Origin of the sequence: Pseudomonas sp. R5(2019) (assembly GCF_009905435.1) — a bacterium.
Classification (GTDB): domain Bacteria; phylum Pseudomonadota; class Gammaproteobacteria; order Pseudomonadales; family Pseudomonadaceae; genus Aquipseudomonas.
The window spans coordinates 1-19902 of record NZ_JAAAMT010000002.1; the positions used below are offsets into that span (position 1 = coordinate 1).

The 19902-nt window shown below is 61.8% G+C and carries 16 protein-coding genes; 5 read left to right on the forward strand and 11 right to left on the reverse strand.

Going from position 1 to position 19902, the window contains the following annotated elements; all coding sequences use genetic code 11:
* Nucleotides 1–231: 231 nt before the first annotated feature.
* From prpD to GUY40_RS01665, 6 genes are all read right to left on the reverse strand, one after another.
* Nucleotides 232–1716 carry a 2-methylcitrate dehydratase gene (prpD, locus tag GUY40_RS01640; RefSeq protein WP_166567195.1) on the reverse strand — a complete coding sequence of 495 codons (1485 nt, stop codon included), beginning with the start codon at nt 1714–1716 and terminating at the stop codon, nt 232–234.
* Between the two features lie 68 nt (nt 1717–1784).
* Complete coding sequence (gene prpF / locus GUY40_RS01645; RefSeq protein ID WP_166567196.1) at nt 1785–2975, reverse strand: 2-methylaconitate cis-trans isomerase PrpF; 1191 nt, start codon at nt 2973–2975, stop codon at nt 1785–1787.
* Between the two features lie 106 nt (nt 2976–3081).
* On the reverse strand, nt 3082–5670 hold the full coding sequence (gene acnD, locus GUY40_RS01650; protein WP_166567197.1) for a Fe/S-dependent 2-methylisocitrate dehydratase AcnD: 2589 nt from the start codon (nt 5668–5670) through the stop codon (nt 3082–3084).
* A 231-nt stretch (nt 5671–5901) separates the two neighbouring features.
* Nucleotides 5902–7029 carry a 2-methylcitrate synthase gene (gene prpC / locus GUY40_RS01655; RefSeq protein ID WP_166567198.1) on the reverse strand — a complete coding sequence of 376 codons (1128 nt, stop codon included), beginning with the start codon at nt 7027–7029 and terminating at the stop codon, nt 5902–5904.
* A 102-nt stretch (nt 7030–7131) separates the two neighbouring features.
* Nucleotides 7132–8025 carry a methylisocitrate lyase gene (gene prpB, locus GUY40_RS01660; protein WP_166567199.1) on the reverse strand — a complete coding sequence of 298 codons (894 nt, stop codon included), beginning with the start codon at nt 8023–8025 and terminating at the stop codon, nt 7132–7134.
* Nucleotides 8022–8732, reverse strand: coding sequence for a GntR family transcriptional regulator (locus tag GUY40_RS01665; RefSeq protein WP_166567200.1), 711 nt, complete (start codon nt 8730–8732; stop codon nt 8022–8024). The genes prpB and GUY40_RS01665 overlap by 4 nt, the downstream gene beginning before the upstream one ends.
* 314 nt (nt 8733–9046) lie before the next feature.
* Here GUY40_RS01665 and GUY40_RS01670 point away from each other — a divergent pair, with 314 nt between their 5' ends.
* The 4 genes from GUY40_RS01670 (at nt 9047) to pabB (ending at nt 13618) form a co-directional block, all read left to right on the forward strand.
* Complete coding sequence (locus tag GUY40_RS01670) at nt 9047–9583, forward strand: ATP-dependent zinc protease (RefSeq protein ID WP_166567201.1); 537 nt, start codon at nt 9047–9049, stop codon at nt 9581–9583.
* 5 nt (nt 9584–9588) lie between these two features.
* Entirely contained in the window at nt 9589–11121 is a 1533-nt protein-coding gene (locus tag GUY40_RS01675; protein WP_166567202.1) for an inactive transglutaminase family protein, read from the forward strand.
* Nucleotides 11121–12107 carry an alpha-L-glutamate ligase-like protein gene (locus GUY40_RS01680; protein ID WP_166567203.1) on the forward strand — a complete coding sequence of 329 codons (987 nt, stop codon included), beginning with the start codon at nt 11121–11123 and terminating at the stop codon, nt 12105–12107. Before GUY40_RS01675 ends, GUY40_RS01680 begins: the two co-directional genes overlap by 1 nt.
* Before the next feature lie 167 nt (nt 12108–12274).
* Nucleotides 12275–13618 (forward strand): aminodeoxychorismate synthase component I, encoded by a 1344-nt coding sequence (gene pabB / locus GUY40_RS01685; RefSeq protein ID WP_166567204.1) that lies wholly within the window; start codon nt 12275–12277, stop codon nt 13616–13618.
* Nucleotides 13619–13645: 27 nt separating this feature from the next.
* Here the strand turns inward: pabB and thrH are convergent, their stop codons facing one another.
* A complete protein-coding gene (gene thrH / locus GUY40_RS01690) occupies nt 13646–14263 on the reverse strand; it encodes a bifunctional phosphoserine phosphatase/homoserine phosphotransferase ThrH (RefSeq protein ID WP_166567205.1) in 618 nt (205 codons plus the stop codon).
* A 270-nt stretch (nt 14264–14533) separates the two neighbouring features.
* On the opposite strand from thrH, the gene GUY40_RS01695 reads away from it, so the two are divergent.
* The gene (locus GUY40_RS01695) at nt 14534–15268 is read left to right on the forward strand and encodes a phosphoadenylyl-sulfate reductase (RefSeq protein WP_166567206.1); all 735 of its coding nucleotides are present in this window, start codon (nt 14534–14536) and stop codon (nt 15266–15268) included.
* Between the two features lie 5 nt (nt 15269–15273).
* On the opposite strand, the gene GUY40_RS01700 is transcribed toward GUY40_RS01695, so the two are convergent.
* The 4 genes from GUY40_RS01700 to GUY40_RS27960 form a co-directional block, all read right to left on the reverse strand.
* Nucleotides 15274–17133 (reverse strand): ATP-binding protein, encoded by a 1860-nt coding sequence (locus tag GUY40_RS01700; protein WP_166567207.1) that lies wholly within the window; start codon nt 17131–17133, stop codon nt 15274–15276.
* A 13-nt stretch (nt 17134–17146) separates the two neighbouring features.
* A complete protein-coding gene (locus GUY40_RS01705; RefSeq protein WP_166567208.1) occupies nt 17147–17773 on the reverse strand; it encodes a response regulator transcription factor in 627 nt (208 codons plus the stop codon).
* A gap of 24 nt (nt 17774–17797) precedes the next feature.
* The gene (locus GUY40_RS01710; RefSeq protein ID WP_166567209.1) at nt 17798–18532 is read right to left on the reverse strand and encodes a molecular chaperone; all 735 of its coding nucleotides are present in this window, start codon (nt 18530–18532) and stop codon (nt 17798–17800) included.
* A gap of 155 nt (nt 18533–18687) precedes the next feature.
* Complete coding sequence (locus tag GUY40_RS27960) at nt 18688–19890, reverse strand: hypothetical protein (RefSeq protein ID WP_178117635.1); 1203 nt, start codon at nt 19888–19890, stop codon at nt 18688–18690.
* Between the last annotated feature and the right edge of the window lie 12 nt (nt 19891–19902).

Here is a 19902-nt window from a genome sequence, read left to right on the forward strand (position 1 = left end):
CTGGCCGCGATGGGCTGCGAAGCGGCCCCGGCGATTCCGAAACCGCCCGCACTCCCAGGGCTTGTCGTAGATATCACCGGCCTCGGGGGCTGCTGCGCAGCCCATCGCGGCCAGGTCCGCTCCTACAAGGGTTTCGTCGTTCTATTCCTTAACTGACTGGCATTGGGGCAAGCCCGGCTCCTACAACGGCTGTAGGAGCAAGGCTTGCCTGCGATGAATTCACCACCGATCTCAGATCACAAACAAATCCACAAACCGATGAACAGCCGTCGCCTCCAGCTTCACCTGATCCTTGCACAGCGCAAAAATCTCAGCCGAACGCTGGGCCGTGAAGCGGGTCGCCAGGTTTGCCCTGAACTTGTCTTCCAACAACGTGATCCCCTCCAACCGGCGTCGACGGTGACCAATCGGGTATTCAACGCAGACCTTCTCGGTGCTGCTGCCATCCTTGAAAAACACTTGCACCGCATTGGCGATCGAGCGCTTGTCAGGCTCCAGGTATTCAAGGGTGAAGCGCGGGTCTTCGACAATCTCCATCTTCTCGCGCAGCAGATCGATCGCCGGGTGCGCCGCGTGAAATGCATCCTCATAGTGCTCGGCCACCAAGGTGCCGTAGACCAGTGGCACGGCAACCATGTATTGCAGGCAATGATCACGGTCGGCGGCATTGGCCAGCTTCCCAACCTTGGAAATGATGCGGATCGCCGACTCAGTGGTGGTGATCACGATCCGGTCGATGTGCGGCAACCGGTTGCGCACCAGCGGGTGCAAGGTGACCGCCGCTTCACAGGCGGTCTGCGCATGAAATTCAGCCGGGAAGCTGATCTTGAACAGCACGTTTTCCATTACGTAGGTGCCGAATGGCTGCGAGAGCTTGAACGTGCGCGCCTCTTGCGGTTTAAGCGCCAGGTCCTTGTTGGTGTGACTGAACAGCACGTCATAAAAGCCCCACTGCGGCGCGCTCAACACGCCAGGGATGCCCATTTCTCCGCGCAGGGCGATGTCCGCCAGGCGCACACCGCGACTGGTGGCGTCCCCCGCCGCCCAGGATTTGCGCGACCCGGCATTGGGCGCATGCCGGTAAGTGCGCAGGGCCTGGCCGTCAACAAAGGCGTGAGACAGCGCCGACAACAACTGCTCGCGATTGGCCCCCATCAGCCGGGCGGCCACTGCAGTGGAGGCGACTTTCACCAACAGCACATGGTCCAGGCCGACCCGATTGAAGGAATTTTCCAATGCCATTACGCCCTGGATTTCATGGGCCATGATCATCGTTTCGAGCACGGTGCGCATGGTCAACGGCGTTTCGCCATTAGCCACCTGTTTTTGCGACAGGTGGTCGGCCACCGCAAGGATGGCGCCCAGGTTATCCGATGGATGGGCCCATTCCGCAGCCAGCCAGGTGTCGTTGTAATCGAGCCAGCGAACGGCGCAGCCAATATCCCAGGCCGCCTTGACCGGGTCCAGGCGATAGGAAGTGCCAGGCACTCGCGCACCATAAGGCACAAGGGTGCCTTCGACCATCGGCCCAAGGAGCTTGGTGCACTCGGGGAAGCGCAGCGCCAGCAGGCCACAACCCAGGGTGTCGATCAGGCAGTTGCGGGCGGCGTTGAAGGCTTCGGGGGAGTCAATCGTGTAGTTCAGGACATAGTCAACAATGTCCTGCAGAACAGTGTCGTAATCGGGGCGTTCATTCAGATCAACGTTGGCGCTCATCTTCGATTCCCTCTCGCAACTGTAGGAGCAACTTCAGCTGCTCCTACGAAAAGGGAGGGTGTCCCGGTTTAGAAAGCATCCCCCGGCACACGCACCCAGCCTTCCATCAAAACCCGTGCACTGCGGCTCATGATGGCCTTGGTCACGGTCCACTCGCCATTGACCTGCCGCGCCTCGGCACCGACACGCAAGGTGCCCGACGGGTGGCCAAAGCGCACCGCGCTGCGCTCGCCACCACCGGCCGCCAGGTTCACCAGCGTGCCTGGAATCGCCGCTGCCGTGCCGATGGCCACCGCTGCCGTGCCCATCATGGCATGGTGCAGTTTGCCCATCGACAGCGCCCGCACCAGCAAGTCGACCTCAGCCGCCGCGACTCGTTTGCCGCTGGAAGCAGTGTAGTCGGCCGGCTTGGCGACAAAGGCGACCTTGGGCGTATGCTGGCGCTTGGCCGCTTCCTCCACATGGGCGATCAGGCCCATGCGCACGGCACCGTGGGCACGAATGGTTTCGAACATCGCCAGCGCCTTGGGATCGCCGTTGATCGCTTCCTGCAACTCGGTACCGGTGTAACCGATGTCCTGGGCATTGACGAAAATCGTCGGGATGCCGGCATTGATCATCGTCACATTCAGCGTGCCAACGCCTGGAACATCCAGGTCATCGACCAGGTTACCGGTCGGGAACATCGAACCACCGGCGCCCTCCTCGTCCGCTGCCGGGTCGAGGAACTCCAGTTGCACTTCCGCTGCCGGGAAGGTCACGCCATCCAGCTCGAAATCACCGGTTTCCTGCACCTCACCGTCGGTGATCGGCACATGGGCGATGATCGACTTGCCGATATTGGCCTGCCAGATCCGCACCACCGCCACACCGTTGTGGGGAATCCGCTCGGCATCGACCAGGCCTGCGCTGATGGCGAACGAGCCCACCGCCGCCGACAGGTTGCCGCAGTTACCGCTCCAGTCGACAAACGCGGTGTCGATCGCCACCTGGCCAAACAGGTAGTCGACGTCATGCCCGGGCTTGCTGCTTTTGGCCAGAATCACCGTCTTGCTGGTGCTGGAGGTGGCGGCGCCCATGCCGTCGATTTGCTTGCCATACGGGTCGGGGCTGCCGATCACCCGCATCAACAGCGCATCGCGGGCCGGGCCCGGGACCTGGGCGCGCTCGGGCAAGTCCTGCAGGCGAAAGAACACGCCCTTGCTGGTGCCACCACGGATGTAGGTGGCGGGAATCTTGATCTGGGGTACGTGTGGCATGTTTATGATTCCGGGTTGGGGCTGAGGGCCTCTTCGCGGATGAATCCGCTCCCACAGGTAATGCAGAGCCCTTGTGGGAGCGGATTTATCCGCGAAGCTTTTTTACTCAGGCATGCGCCGATTCAAGAAAGTCCTGGGCAAAGCGCTGCAACACGCCGCCCGCCTCATAGATCGAGACCTCTTCGTCGCTGTCCAGGCGGCAGGTCACCGGCACTTCCACGCGCTCACCGTTACGGCGATGGACCACCAGTGTCAGGGTGGTGCGCGGGGTGCGCTGGCCGATCACGTCATAGGTCTCGGTGCCATCCAGGCCCAGGGTCTTGCGGGTGGTACCCGGCTTGAACTCCATCGGCAGCACGCCCATGCCGATCAGGTTGGTGCGGTGGATACGTTCGAAGCCCTCGGCGGCAATCGCTTCGACACCGGCCAGGCGTACGCCCTTGGCCGCCCAGTCCCGGGACGAGCCCTGGCCGTAGTCGGCGCCGGCAACAATGATCAGCGGTTGCTTGCGGTCCATGTAGGTCTCGATCGCCTCCCACATGCGCATGACCTTGCCTTCCGGCTCGACGCGGGTCAGCGAGCCTTTCTTGACCTGGCCATCGACCACGGCCATCTCGTTGACCAGTTGCGGGTTGGCAAAGGTCGCGCGCTGGGCGGTCAGGTGGTCGCCACGGTGGGTGGCGTAGGAGTTGAAGTCTTCTTCCGGCAAGCCCATCTTCGCCAGGTACTCGCCCGCCGCGCTGTTCAACATGATGGCGTTGGACGGCGACAGGTGGTCGGTGGTGATGTTGTCCGGCAGCACTGCCAGCGGGCGCATGCCCGTCAGGGTGCGCTCACCGGCCAGGGCGCCTTCCCAGTACGGCGGACGGCGGATGTAGGTGCTCTGCGCGCGCCAGTCGTAAAGCGGGCTGACTTTCGGGCCGTTGTCTTCGTGAATGGCGAACATCGGGATGTAGACCTTGCGGAACTGCTCGGGCTTGACCGCCGCCTTCACCACCGCGTCGATTTCTTCATCGCTCGGCCAGATATCCTTCAGGCGGATTTCCTTGCCGTCGACCACACCCAGCACATCCTTCTCGATATCGAAACGGATGGTCCCGGCAATGGCGTAGGCCACCACCAGCGGCGGCGAGGCGAGGAAGGCCTGCTTGGCGTAAGGGTGGATGCGCCCGTCGAAGTTGCGGTTACCCGAAAGCACAGCCGTGGCGTAGAGATCTCGGTCGATGATTTCCTGCTGGATGACCGGGTCCAGTGCGCCGGACATGCCGTTGCAGGTGGTGCAGGCAAAGGCCACCACGCCAAAGCCCAGCTGCTCGAGCTCGCTCGTCAGCCCGGCTTCGTCCAGGTACAGCGCCACTGTCTTGGAGCCGGGCGCCAGCGAGGATTTCACCCACGGCTTGCGCGCCAGCCCGAGCTTGTTGGCATTGCGCGCCAACAGCCCTGCCGCAATCACGTTGCGCGGGTTGCTGGTGTTGGTGCAGCTGGTGATGGCGGCGATGATCACGGCGCCGTCGGGCATTTGCCCAGGCACCTCTTCCCACTGGCCGGCAATGCCCTTGGCGGCCAGGTCCGAGGTCGCCACACGGGCATGCGGGTTGGACGGGCCGGCCATGTTGCGCACCACCGAGGACAGGTCAAAACGCAGCACGCGCTCGTACTCGGCGTCTTTCAGGCTGTCGGACCACAGGCCGGTATGTTTCGCGTAGTTCTCCACCAGCTTGACCTGCTCGTCTTCGCGGCCGGTCAGCTTCAGGTAGTCGATGGTTTGCTGGTCGATGGAGAACATCGCCGCCGTGGCGCCGTATTCGGGGGCCATGTTGGAGATCGTGGCGCGGTCACCCAGGGTCAGCGCGCTGGCGCCTTCACCATAGAATTCCAGGTAGGCCCCCACCACCTTCTGCTGGCGCAGGAATTCGGTCAGGGCCAGCACCACGTCGGTGGCGGTAATGCCCGGCTGCGGACGACCGGACAGCTCCACGCCGATGATGTCTGGCAGGCGCATCCAGGACGCGCGACCGAGCATCACGTTCTCGGCTTCAAGGCCGCCGACGCCGATGGCGATGACGCCCAGCGCATCGACGTGCGGGGTGTGGCTGTCGGTGCCGACCAGGGTATCGGGAAAGGCCACGCCTTCACGGGCCTGGATCACCGGCGACATCCGCTCCAGGTTGATCTGGTGCATGATGCCGTTGCCCGGCGGGATCACGTCGACGTTCTTGAACGCCTGCTTGGTCCAGTTGATGAAGTGGAAACGGTCTTCGTTGCGACGGTCTTCGATCGCGCGGTTCTTGCTGAAGGCTTCCGGATCGAAGCCACCACATTCGACCGCCAGGGAGTGGTCGACGATCAGCTGGACCGGCACCACCGGGTTGACCTTGGCCGGGTCACCGCCCATGTCGGCGATGGCATCACGCAGACCAGCCAGGTCCACCAGCGCGGTTTGGCCGAGGATGTCATGGCAGACCACACGGGCCGGAAACCACGGAAAGTCCAGGTCGCGCTTGCGCTCGATCAGTTGGCTCAGCGAGGCGTTCAGGGTGGCGGGGTCGCAGCGCCGTACCAGGTTTTCGGCAAGGACCCGGGAGGTGTAAGGCAGCGTGGCGTACGCGCCCGGTTTGATGGCCTCGACCGCCGCACGGGCGTCGAAGTAATCCAGGGCGGTGCCGGGCAGAGCTTTGCGAAATTCAGTATTCATGGCGCGGGGACTCAATCACGGAATAGTCAGTGCCAGGGGAAACCGGTAACGCTGCTCTTTGTGTAGGGGCCGGGCCTACCCTTGTGGGAGCGGATTTATCCGCGAATGAAGACGACGCGCAATATCTGAAAAACTGCGGTGCATTCATTCGCGGATAAATCCGCTCCCACAGAGTCTATGCCTTAAGCTCCTACAGGCATCAAAGCGTGTTACCGGTGCTTCCCTGGCTTGTCAGCGTTGCTCGATTGGCACGAACTTGCGCTGTTCAACGCCGGTGTACTCGGCGCTCGGGCGGATGATGCGGTTGTTGGCGCGTTGTTCGAACACGTGGGCAGTCCAGCCGCTGGTGCGCGAGCAGACGAAGATCGGCGTGAACAGCTTGGTCGGGATGCCCATGAAGTGGTACGCCGAAGCATGGTAGAAGTCGGCGTTGGGGAAGAGTTTCTTCTGCTCCCACATGGTCTTGTCGATGGCTTCGGAGACCGGGAACAGCACCGTGTCGCCCACCTCCTCTGCCAGCTTTTTCGACCAGCCCTTGATCACCTCGTTGCGCGGGTCGGACTCTTTATAGATCGCGTGGCCAAAGCCCATGATCTTGTCCTTGCGCTCGAGCATCTTCAAAAGCTCTGCCACGGCTTCGTCAGCCGAACCGAAACGCTCGATCAGCTCCATCGCCGCCTCATTGGCACCACCATGCAATGGCCCGCGCAGGGTGCCGATGGCACCGGTGACGCAGGAGTACAGGTCCGACAGGGTCGAGGCGCAAACGCGGGCGGCAAAGGTCGAGGCGTTGAATTCGTGCTCGGCGTAGAGGATCAGCGAGACGTTCATCACCTTCTCGTGCAGCGCGCTTGGCTTCTTGCCATGCAGCAGTGCGAGGAAGTGGCCGCCAATGGTGGCTTCATCGGTCACGCAGTCGATGCGCTTGCCTTCGTGGCTGAAGTGGTACCAGTAGGTCATGATCGCCGGGAACGCGCCGAGCATGCGGTCGGCCACGTCACGCTGCTGGTCGAAGTTCAGCTCCGGCTCCAGGTTGCCGAGCACCGACGCGCCGGTGCGCATCACGTCCATCGGGTGGGCGTCCTTGGGCAGGCGCTCCAGCACTTCCTTGAGCGCTTGCGGCAGGTCGCGCTGAGCCTGCAGTTTTTTCTGGTACGCGGCCAGTTGCGAGGCGTTTGGCAGCTCGCCGTACAGCAGCAGGTAAGCGACTTCCTCGAAGATCGCACCCGCCGCCAGGTCGCGCACATCATAACCGCGGTAGGTCAGGCCGGCGCCTTCCAGGCCGACGGTGGACAGGGCTGTCTGGCCGGCGACCTGGCCACGCAGGCCCGCGCCACTCAGTACTTTTGCTTCAGCCATGGTTATCTCCTCATTCTTGAACTTGTTCTGTGGATCCATCAACCGCAGGTATTCGGTGCCCGGGCCCCTAATGAAACTTGAGGGGCCCGGGCCGGGCCGGGATCAGCCGTTTTTCTTCTGGGCGAACAGCGCGTCGAGATGCTGCTCGAAGGCGTGGTAGTTGATACGGTCGTACAGCTCCATGCGCGTCTGCATGGTGTCGATGACATTTTTCTGGGTGCCGTCGCGGCGCAGCGCGTTGTAGACATTCTCGGCAGCCTTGTTCATGGCCCGGAACGCCGACAGCGGATACAGCGCCAGGGAAACATCGGCCGAGGCCAGTTCTTCGGTGGTGTACAGCGGGGTCGCGCCAAATTCAGTGATGTTGGCCAGGATCGGCGCCTTCACCCGCTCGGCAAAGGTCTTGTACATCGAAAGCTCGGTGATGGCTTCCGGGAAGATCATGTCGGCACCGGCCTCGATGCAGGCAGCGGCACGTTCCAGGGCCGACTCCAGGCCTTCGACCGCCAGCGCATCGGTACGCGCCATGATCACGAAGCTGTCATCGGTACGGGCATCGACCGCGGCCTTGATGCGGTCGACCATTTCCTGCTGGGAAACGATCTCTTTATTAGGGCGGTGACCGCAGCGCTTGGCGCCAACCTGGTCTTCGATGTGAATCGCCGCCGCGCCGAACTTGATCATCGACTTCACGGTACGGGCCACGTTGAAGGCCGAGGAGCCGAAGCCGGTGTCGACGTCCACCAGCAGCGGCAGGTCGCACACATCGGTAATACGCCGCACGTCGGTCAGCACGTCGTCCAGGCCAGTGATGCCCAGGTCAGGCAGGCCCAGGGAGCCTGCGGCAACGCCGCCACCGGACAGGTAGATGGCCTTGAAGCCAGCCCGCTTGGCCAACAGGGCATGGTTGGCGTTGATCGCGCCGACCACTTGCAGCGGGTGTTCGGCGGCAACTGCATCGCGAAAGCGCTGGCCGGGACTGCTCTTCTGACTCATGACTCACCTCGTGGGCTGTTAGCGTCCAGGTAGTGACGCTCTATATTGCGTTTGGAGGCGCCGATGTGGCGGCGCATCAATAGCTCGGCCAGTTCGCCGTCACGGTCGGCAATGGCATCGAGAATCCGGTGGTGTTCGGCGAACGCCTGGCGGGGGCGGTTCGGCGTGGCGGAGAACTGGATGCGGTACATGCGCACCAGTTGATAGAGCTCGCCGCAGAGCATCTGGGTCAGCGTGCGGTTGCCGCTGCCCTGAATGATCCGGTAGTGAAAGTCGAAATCGCCCTCTTGCTGGTAGTAGCCGACGCCGGCCTGGAACGCCGCATCGCGCTCGTGGGTGTCGAGCACCCGGCGCAGTTCGTCGATTTCAGCGTTGCTCATGCGCTCGGCGGCCAGGCGACAGGCCATACCTTCCAGCGATTCACGGATTTCATACAGTTCGATCAGCTCGGCATGGCTAAGTGACACCACCCGCGCCCCGACGTGCGGCACCCGCACCAGCAGGCGCTGGCCTTCAAGGCGGTGGATGGCCTCGCGCAATGGACCGCGGCTGATGCCGTAAGTCCGCGCCAGCTCTGGCTCGGAGATCTTGCTGCCCGGGGCGATGTCACCCTTGACGATGGCCGCCTGGATGCGCCGGAAGACGTTTTCGGACAGGGTTTCCGAATCTTCCTGATTGAGGCCGGGGGCTTGGGCTGCATCCCACATATTGTCGACACCTTAGAATTCCATGCCTGCAAAACTAGCTAAATCGGCGCTGACAGTCAAAGAAAAAATATACATTGTCGACAATTATCTAATAACGAACTTACATAGCCCTGCGGTTGTCTGAAAGCGCATCCGCTGGCGTCATAAAGCCAGCGTGATAGAATGCCGCCCCGCCCCGCCTCGACCCGAGGGGCGAAGTACTTTGTCTGTCATCTGCTTTTTGGAAAGCAAAGAGTGGTAGGCACCGAGGAAGCTTGCGCAGTACTGCCAGTCGCCTTGACCCGAAAGATCGCACAGCACCGCGCCCAGGATTTATGAGACTCAAGCCTTACCTATTGCTGCTTTGCCTGCTCGCCCTGCCCGGCTTGAGCGGGGCCGTTGAAAAGTCCGTGTACGGCCTGAACGAATACGCCAGGCTCGCCGACATCGACCTCGAAGTCGCGGCCAAGCTCGACACCGGCGCCAAGACCGCCTCGCTCAGCGCCCGCGATATCAAGCGCTTCAAGCGCGATGGCGAGTCATGGGTGCGGTTTTACCTGGCGATAGACGCGGCCCATTCCCATCCGATAGAACGGCCACTGGCGCGCGTGAGCAAAATCAAGCGCCGCGCCGGCGACTACAACGCGGAAGAAGGCAAGCCGTACACCGCCCGCCCGGTGATTGCCCTGGACATCTGCATGGGCAATGCCCTGCGCACCATTGAAGTCAACCTGACCGACCGCAGCGCCTTCCAGTACCCGCTGCTGATCGGCTCCGAAGCGCTCAAGCGTTTCGATGCACTGGTCGATCCAAGCCTTAAATACGCTGCCGGCAAACCCGCCTGCGCCACTGACGCTCATACCGCAGAGTAACCCCAATGCGCTCTCTGACTCTTCATCTGAAAATCCTGATCGCCGTGCTGGTGACGCTGGGCATTGCGATCACCGCCTACCAGATTTTCGCCCTCGGCATCCCGGTCACCGAGGATGAAACCGACGACCTGTGGAACATCGACGCCAAGGTCGAATTCGTGGCCAGCACCAAGGACCCGGTCAAGGTGCAGATGTTCGTGCCGCCCTTGAACCGCGACTACGTCAGCCTCAATGAAAGCTTTATCTCCAACAACTATGGCGTGAGCGTCAACCGCGTCGACGGCAACCGCAAGGTCACCTGGTCGGCCCGGCGCGCCAACGGCAACCAGACCCTCTACTACCGCCTGGTGCTGACCAAGCGCTATGCCACCGACAAGGCCAAGGTCAAAGGCCCGACCTTCCGCGACAGCCTGCCGATCGAAGGCCCGGAAAAGATCGCCGCCGAAGCGCTGATGGCGCCGATTCGCCAGCACTCGGCCGACGTCGAGACCTTCGTCGGCGAGACCATCAAGCGTGTCAACAATCTCAACGATGACAACGTCAAGCTGCTGCTGGCCGGCGATACCTCGTCCCAGAACAAGGCCCGCATCATCGACCTGGTGCTGTCGATCGCCCACGTGCCGCTGGAGAAGGTCCACACCATCCGCCTGGTAGCTGACCAGCCGCAAACCCCGGAACTCTGGCTGCGCAGCTTCAACGGCACCGACTGGCTGTACTTCAACCCGGACACCGGCGAACAAGGCCTGCCCGCAGACCGCCTGCTGTGGTGGACCGGCGATGACAACCTGATCACCGTCGATGGCGGCAAGAGGGCCGCCGTCAGCTTCAGCATGAACAACAGCGAAATGAACGCCATTCGCCTGGCCAAGCTGACCGACGAAAACACCGACGCGGACTTCCTCGAATACTCGCTGTACGGCCTGCCGCTGCAAACCCAGCAAACCTTCATGATCATGGTAGTGATCCCGATCGGCGTACTGGTAATCCTGATCCTGCGCAACCTGATCGGCCTGCAGACCCTGGGCACCTTTACCCCGGTGCTGATCGCCCTGGCCTTTCGGGAAACCCAACTGGGCTTCGGTATTGCGCTGTTTACCGTGATCACGGCACTGGGCCTGTCGCTGCGCTCCTACCTTGAGCACCTGAAGCTGCAAATGCTGCCGCGCTTGTCGGTAGTCCTGACCTTCGTGGTGGTGTTGATTGCCGCCATCAGCCTGTTCAGCCACAAGCTGGGCCTTGAGCGCGGCCTGTCGGTAGCGCTGTTCCCGATGGTGATTTTGACCATGACCATCGAGCGGCTGTCGATCACCTGGGAAGAACGCGGCGGTGGCCATGCGATGAAAGTCGCCATCGGCACCCTGTTTGCCGCCTCGCTCGCGCATCTGTTGATGAGCGTGCCGGAGCTGGTGTACTTCGTGTTCACCTTCCCGGCGGTCCTGTTGATTCTGGTGGGCTTCATGCTGGCCATGGGTCGTTATCGCGGCTACCGCCTGACCGAGCTGTTCCGGTTCAAGGCCTTCCTGAAGGCTGAAAGCTGATGTTCGGTCTCTGGAAAACCTGGAAGGCCCTGGAAGCCCGGGGCATCATGGGTATCAACCGGCGCAATGCGGACTACGTCCTCAAGTACAACAAGCGCCACCTGTACCCGATCGTCGATGACAAGATCATCACCAAGGAACGCGCCATCGCGGCGGGCATTCACGTACCCGAACTCTATGGGGTGATCTCCACCGAGAAGGAAATCGACCGGCTGGGCGAGATCATCGGCGGGCGCAGCGACTTCGTCGTCAAGCCCGCCCAGGGCGCGGGCGGCGATGGCATCCTGGTGGTCGCCGACCGTTTCGAGAACCGCTACCGCACGGTCTCGGGCAAGATCATCAGCCACGAAGAGATCGAGCACCAGATCTCCAGCATCCTCACCGGGCTGTACTCACTGGGCGGTCACCGTGACCGCGCGCTGATCGAATACCGGGTTGTGCCCGACCAGATCTTCAAGAGCATCAGCTACGAAGGCGTGCCGGACATCCGCATCATTGTGCTGATGGGTTACCCGGTGATGGCCATGTTGCGCCTGCCCACCCGTCAGTCGGGCGGCAAGGCCAACCTGCACCAGGGCGCCATCGGCGTCGGTGTCGACCTGGCCACCGGCCTGACCCTGCGCGGCACCTGGCTGAACAACATCATCAGCAAGCACCCGGACACCACCAACGCGGTGGACGGGGTGCAACTGCCGAACTGGGACGGCTTCATGAAGCTGGCTGCGGGTTGCTATGAGCTATGCGGGTTGGGCTATATCGGTGTCGACATGGTCCTGGACCAGGAAAAGGGCCCGTTGATTCTCGAACTCAACGCCCGCCCCGGCCTGAACATCCAGATCGCCAACGACTGCGGCCTGACCCAGCGCACCCATGCGGTCGAAGCCCACCTGGAAGCGCTGGCCAAGAACGGCGAGCAGGAAACCCCGGAGCAGCGGGTGAAATTTGCGCAGGAGCTGTTTGGGCATATCCCTGCTCGGGAAGTATGAACAACCTCAAAAGCTTCGCGGATAAATCCGCTCCCACATGTGGGAGCGGATTTATCCGCGAATGACGCCCGCCAGACCAGCAATGTATTCATGCACACCACAAAGCTAGGCGCTTTTCCTGCAGCAGACTACAATCGCTCCCCCGCACCCATGGCAATCCGGCCCTGATGTCTATCTGCACCGTACACCCCCTGCCCTACCACGCCGACCCCGCGGCCTATTTCGCTGGCGTGCGCCACGCCCCCGGCGCCGTGCTGCTGGACAGCGCCCGCCCAGTCGCCGAACGCGGTCGCTTTGACCTGCTCAGTGCCTGGCCGCTGGAGCAGTTCAGCCTCAAGACCGATGAATCCGGACTGGCGTTTCTGCAGCGCTTGCGCGAGGGCCTGGCGCAACTGGGCCGGGCTGAATTGCCGGATGCACTGGAGCTGCCCTTCGCCGGCGGCCTGATCGGCTACCTGAGCTATGATTTCGGCCGCCGCCTGGAGCGCCTGCCCGAACACGCCATCGATGACCTGCAATTGCCCGAGGCCGGGCTGGGCCTCTACGCCTGGGCATTGATCAGCGACCACCAGCTGCGCACCAGCCAACTGGTGTTCCACCCTCGCCTTGCGGCCCGCGAACGGGATCGCCTGATTGCGCTGTTCAGCCAGCCAACGCCGAGCGCCGAACTTGCGTTCAGCCTGCTGACGCCTATGCGCCCGGACATCAGCGCCCAGGCCTATCAGCAGTCCTTCGACCGGGTGCAGGAGTACATCAAGGCCGGCGACTGCTACCAGATCAACCTGACCCAACGCTTCAGCGGCACCTGCCAGGGCGACCCCTGGACCGCCTATCGTGCGTTGCGCGCGGCCTGCCCAACGCCCTTCTCCGGTTTCCAGCCGCTGGCCGACGGCAGCGCCTTGCTGAGCTTTTCGCCGGAGCGCTTTATCAAGGTCCGCCAGAACCAGGTCGAGACCCGCCCGATCAAGGGCACCCGCCCACGCGGGCGCACGCCGGCCGAAGATGCCGCCAACGCCGAAGAGCTGCTGGCCAGCGCCAAGGACCGCTCCGAAAACCTGATGATCGTGGACCTGTTGCGCAACGACCTGGGCCGCAGCTGCCGGATCGGCTCGGTCAAGGTGCCGGAGCTGTTCAACCTGGAAAGCTACCCCAACGTGCACCATATGGTCAGCGCCGTGACCGGCGAACTGGCGCCCGGCAAAGACGCCCTGGACCTGATCGGCGGCAGTTTCCCCGGCGGTTCGATCACCGGCGCGCCGAAGATCCGCGCCATGCAGATCATCGATGAGTTGGAGCCGAACCGCCGTGCGCTGTACTGCGGGTCTTTGCTCTATGTGGACGTGCGCGGCGAAATGGACAGCTCGATCGCCATCCGCAGCTTGCTGATCAAGGACGGCAAAGTGACGTGCTGGGGCGGCGGCGCGGTGGTCGCTGACTCCGAGTGGCAATCCGAATACGAAGAGTCGATCACCAAGGTCAAAGTGCTGCTCGATGCCCTGCAAAACATTTGATGCCGGACCACCGCGAAGTTTTTGACTTTAAAGGCTGAGGGTGCGGCAGGAAGCCTTGATGAACGCCTGCTTCAACGCCGTAAAATCATGCACCGCCGGGAACTGCGGGAACTCGCGAATCACATTCTCCGGCGCATGGAACAGAATCCCCGCATCCGCCTCCCCGAGCATGCTGGTGTCGTTGTACGAGTCACCGGCGGCAATCACCCGGTAGTACAGGCTCTTGAACGCCAGCACCGATTGGCGTTTCGGGTCTTTCTGGCGCAGTTGGTAGCCGGTCACCCGATCGGTCTCGTCGGTGATCAAACGGTGGCACAGCAGCGTCGGGAAGCCCAACTGGCGCATCAGCGGTTGCGAAAACTCATAGAAGGTGTCCGACAGGATCACCACCTGGAAGCGCTCGCGCAGCCAGTTGACGAAGTCAACCGCGCCATCCAGCGGCTTGAGGGTGGCGATCACTTCCTGAATATCGGCAAGTTTTAGGCCGTGCTCATCGAGGATGCGCAGGCGCTGCTTCATCAGCACGTCATAGTCGGGAATATCGCGGGTTGTTACCTTGAGCGCTTCGATTCCGGTTTTTTCTGCGAAGGCGATCCAGATCTCCGGGACCAGCACGCCTTCGAGGTCGAGACAGGCAATTTCCACAGCACACTCCTCGATCAACACAAAATGGAAGCCGAACTCTAGCAACGCCACTGCATCAACGCGACCCGGCCCGAGGTAATAATTGATCGACACCGTTTTGGTAAGAGCCGGGCTCGCCCGCGATGAACGATGACGCGCAATAGCTGTAAAATCGCGGCGTCCTTATCGCGGGCGAGCCCGGCTCCTACAGTTGCCCGGCTTGGGGTCATTTTTTGATAAGATCTGCCTCATACGAGCGCCAAGCGCCATTCAATGACCGGAAGCCGCCTGATGAGCCAACCCTTCGACGTCGCCGCCCTCGCCGCGACTTACGCCAACAAGTCCCCCCAGGACATCCTCAAGCTTGCCTTCGAGCACTTTGGCGATGAGCTGTGGATTTCCTTCAGCGGCGCCGAAGACGTCGTGCTGGTGGACATGGCCTGGAAACTGAACAAGAACGTCAAAGTCTTCAGCCTCGACACCGGCCGCCTGCACCCGGAAACCTACCGGTTCATCGAGCAGGTGCGCGAGCATTACAACATCGCCATCGAGGTGATCTCCCCCGAGCACAGCAAGCTGGAAGCGCTGGTCAAGGAAAAGGGCCTGTTCAGCTTCTACAAGGACGGCCATAGCGAATGCTGCGGCATCCGCAAGATCGAACCGCTGCGCCGCAAACTGTCCACGGTCAAGGCCTGGGCCACCGGCCAGCGCCGCGATCAGAGCCCCGGCACCCGCAGCCAGGTGGCCGCGCTGGAAATCGACGGCGCCTTCTCCACCCCGGAACGCCCGCTGTACAAGTTCAACCCGCTGACACAGATGACCAGTGAAGAAGTCTGGGGCTATATCCGCATGCTCGAACTACCGTACAACAGCCTGCATGAGCGCGGCTTCATCAGCATCGGCTGCGAGCCTTGCACCCGCCCGGTATTGCCAAACCAGCACGAGCGCGAAGGCCGCTGGTGGTGGGAAGAAGCCACCCAGAAGGAATGCGGGCTGCACGTGGGCAACCTGATCAGCAAGGGCTGACGCCATCAGCGCTCGCAGTAGCGCTCAAGATCCTGCTCAAGTTCCAGAATCGCCTGACGCAGTACCTCCACCAGCTGGGTGATGCGATGGGCCGGCGCGCTGTGCGAGCATGCCTGCTCAAGCTGCGCACAAACCCCCAGCAGACCTTGCGCCCGGATAATCCGGGCGCCACCCTTGAGCCGGTGCACCAGGTCGGCAAGCGTGCGCAAGTCCTTGCCATTGTGCAGGCTGTCCAGGCGCCGCAGATCCTGCCGATTGCTGCTGAGCAGATCCCCGAGCAAGGCCTTGACCGCCTCTCGGTCGCCGCCCGTCAAGGCCAGCAGGCTGGACATATCCATCCCCGCCGGGGCCTCCCCCATCACCGGCTCGGCTTCGCTTCGCGACGCACCACTGAGCGCATCCGACAAGCCATTGAGGCTCAGCGGCTTGAACAGACAGGCATCCATCCCCGCCGCCCGACAGCGTTCGTGTTCAGCGGCCTGCGCATTGGCGGTGAGCGCCAGAATCAAACAGGCCGGCTTGCGCCTGCGGCGTTCATGTTCACGGATGGCCCGCGCCAGCCGGTAGCCATCGAGCACCGGCATGTTGCAATCGGTAATCACCACATCGAACGCTTCATTCAGCCAGCTGCGCAACCCTTCACGGCCCTGCTCGCACACCCGGACCCGATGCCCCAGGTAGCTGAGCTGTTGCATCAGCAGCATCCGATTGGCCGGGTAGTCATCCACCACCAGAACGTTCAGTGGCCGGGGCTGACGACGGGTTGGCATGGGCAGCGGCGCAATGGCGCGGGCAGCCAATGTCGGCAAACAGCTAAGGTCCAGGTGCAGCTCAACCCGCGTCCCCACGCCCATGGCGCTCTCCAGCTGCAGGCGCCCGCCCATCAGCTCGCACAGCGAACGGCTGATACTCAAGCCCAAGCCGGCACCGCTACGGGCTGATTGCCGGTTGTTGCTGGCCTGGCAATAGGGTGCGCCGAGGCGCGACAGGTCGGCGGCGGGGATGCCCATACCGGTGTCCTCGACCACCAGCCTGACCGCCAGCAGCTGCCGCTCGCGGGCCGCCTCAAGACAGACCCGCACTTCGCCCTCGAGGGTAAACTTGATGGCATTGCTGATCAGGTTGGAAAGAATCTGCTTGAAGCGCAGCGCGTCCAGCAACACCTCGCCGTCAAGATCACCGGCAACCTCCAGCCGCAACCGCAGCCCCTTGATCATCGCCTGATGTTCGAACATCCGAACAACGCCTTCAACGTGCTGACGCAGTTGAGTACGCCGGGGCTCAAGGGCCAGCTGACCGGACTCGATACGGGTGATATCCAGAATGTCCCCCAGCAACTCCAGCAAACCTCGGGCGGAGCTCAACGCCACGTCAATCGCCAGGCGGTCGAGCACACCCTGATCAGCCTTTTCCAGCGCCAGTTCGAGCATGCCCAGCAATGCGTTCATGGGGGTGCGGATTTCGTGGCTCATGGTCGCCAGAAAGGTGGTCTTGGCCCGATTGGCGGCCTCCGCCTGATCCTTGGCCTCCTGAAGCTCGGCATACAGGCGGCTCAAGGCCTGTTCGGCCTGTTCACACTTGCGAATCGCCTGGTGCAGGTAGTGAATCCAGATCAGCGCCAGTGCCAGCAAGCTGGCGACCAGGGTACAGGCCTGCGCAATCAGTCGACCGTGCTGGTGCCAAAAGCTGTCGACCCTCGACAACGTTGCACTGTGTGCGATCGAGGCCTGCGCCTGCGCTTCGAAGGCCCGTAATCCCCGGACTGCATCCGGCCAGATGCCGCGCGGCGCTTCCTGGGCGGCAGCAGTCAGCGCCAAGCACAGCAGCGCCAGCAACACTGCCCATTGCAACAAACGGTAGCGCACAAAATTCGGCAACCTAGATAAGCAGATTGCGCTTGGCGACATCCGCCAGGTCCACCACCGATTGGACCCGCAGCTTTTCAATCAGCCGGGATTTGTAGGTACTGATGGTCTTGTTGCTGAGCAGCATGGTTTCGCCAATGGCCTTGTTGCTCAGGCCACGGGCCAACTGCTGCAGTACCAGCAGTTCGCGGTCGGTCAGCCTGGCGATGCATTCGGCTTCCGAGCTGCGCACATCAACCTTTCTCACCGAGCTGAGCGACACTTGCGGAAAGTAGCTGTAACCCGACATCACCGCGTGCACTGCCTTGCTCAGTTCGCACAGGTCATCGGTTTTCGACACATAGCCGACTGCCCCGGCTTTCATGCAGCGCAGGGAAAAGTAATCGGCATGTTGGGAGGTCAGGATGAGGATTTTCACCGTCAAGCCCATGGCCTTGACCCGGGCGATGACTTCAAGCCCATCGAGGCTCGGGATACTGATATCGAGGATCATCACGTCCGGCTGCAGCTCTCGCGCCAGCCGCACGGCATCGATGCCGTTGTCGGTCTGGCCGACCACCTCGAACCGCTCGCTCTTGAGCAGCAGGTTGACACTGGAACGGATAAACGGGTGGTCATCAACGATCAATGCCTTGTACATGGCGAGTAGTCCTCGGCGCAGCCCTCAACCCTTGAATTCGATCTCGCGACTGGTTCCACCCTCAATCAGTTCAAAACGGTAGTGTCGGCCACTTTCTTTCTTGAATTCACGGCGGCTGCCCGGCAACAGGTGATGCTTGGTCGCGGCCTCGCACTGTTGGCCATTGGCCTGGCAGTGCTTGAAGTGATCGAGCACGATCGTGGCGTTGCCCTTGTTGGGAACGAAGAAGCGGCCCGGCTCATGTTCAACCTCAGTCTGGTAGCGGGTGTCGCCAGGCCGGACAAACAGCAGCGAACCGTAGCCGGCGAGAATATTGACGCCCACCTTGAGGGCTTGTTCGTACTGCTCGGCTTCGGCTTCGGTGATGGCAAAGCCGTCGTTCGCCTCCGGCAGCACCGGAATGAAGCGCACCCTGAAATAGCGCTCCTGGTCGCGCGAACCGCGGTACAGCAGGCGCACCGCCTGCATGCCATTGGCAGGTACGATCAAGCGTGCGGGGCTGACGATCAGGCCGCGCTGCTCCGCCTGGAGCCCGTCCATTTCAATTTCCCGAGAGCCGCCCGCGCTGTCATACACAAGCTCAGCCACGCTGACCTTGACGAATGCGGTGGTGTCGCCACCGTTACGGACACGCTTGAGCAGCGTGCTCTTGTTGCCGTCCAGATAGTCGTAGAGCCCGCCGATGTTCAACTCGGGCGCGGCGTTCGCCGACAGTGGCAACAGTAACAGCGACAGCAGTGCAATCTGCTTCACTTTCATCCTTTACTCTCCTGATGAGACATAACAAGTAGAGGCCACTTGATATCGCCCTTCATGGGCGCCATGGATTATCCCGGCCTCCATTCCAATCTGCCTACAAGACGTTTCCGATATTGGCAGAGAAATTTCCGATGGTGCTTCACCAGCGCTGTCGGTCATAGCTCCGCATCGAAGACCAGGGTCACGTTGCCTGAATAGGTGGTGCCGGGGTATTTGAGCATCTCGCCAGCGTGCTCTCGGGCTACCTCGTAATGCAGGCGCCCTTGCCGATTGAGGGTCGGGGCAAGGCTGTCGAACACCAGCGCAGCGGTCTCACGGGTGGGGATGGGCAGTTGTTTGACCGGCGTGCCCGAGTGGGTGATGGTTTCCGGCAGAGACAGTGCCACCTGCACCGGCACATCGTGCCCCTCACTGTTCTGGATGGCGCACGCTTCACCCACAGACTGGTCGCAGCGCATGTAAACCTTGAACGGCCCGGAAGACCAGATTCTGAACGGGTGCTCGCGATACAGCCGCTGGGGCTTGCGCCCGCGGTTGACCCAGTCGAGCCAACCGTTGGGCGGCTCAAGTACTGCTCGCTCCGAACCTGGCGGAAAATCCAGCACAAAGGCGTGCTTCACATCCAATTCGAAATTGAGGGTCACGGTCGGCGAGTTCAGGTTGGTTACATTGTTGCCGAAATCAAAATCCGCACCCGGACCGATCGTGTAGATGATCTGCCCTCGATAAAGGCCGTGTTTCATTCGTAAAGGTGAGGGCATGGCCAGCCCGTATTCAATGCCAAAGTCAGTGTTGCGGGTGTCTACCTCAGTCCCTGCGACAGGGCCGTCAGCATTGGAACTGCAACTGGGAGGACTCACAGGATTTGGCACTCCCCACAAATATTGCGACCAATTGACAAAGCCGTAGGTCAGGCGATATCTACAACCCCCGACATACGCAGTGAATACCGGGTTATTGTATAGACCTCCGCTTGCAGCGACCCGTTGACTGATTGCACGGAACTCGAACGTTATAGGGTAAGAACTCCCATTTTCGGCATTCGTTACGGTCACGACACGTGATGCAGGCACTTTCACAAAGAACCGGTCTCGCACATCGGGTGCAGTTTTGACGGCCTTTTTGTCGTAACTGATGGGTAGGCCCACGGTGAAACGACCTAAGCAGTTGCCAGGCCAGCGCCCACAAAACCCGGCCTGAGGCGTAGTGTTTTCAAAGTTGACGCCATTTCCCATATAGCGAGCCGTGATGGTCACTTCGTCGGCGCTCAGTGGCGCGGACTGCAATCCAGACAGCATCATCCCTATGCCTGCCAGTAGCCTGCACCAAAGCCGCTGCTGCCTGAGTATCTTAAACATCGCGCGCTCCTT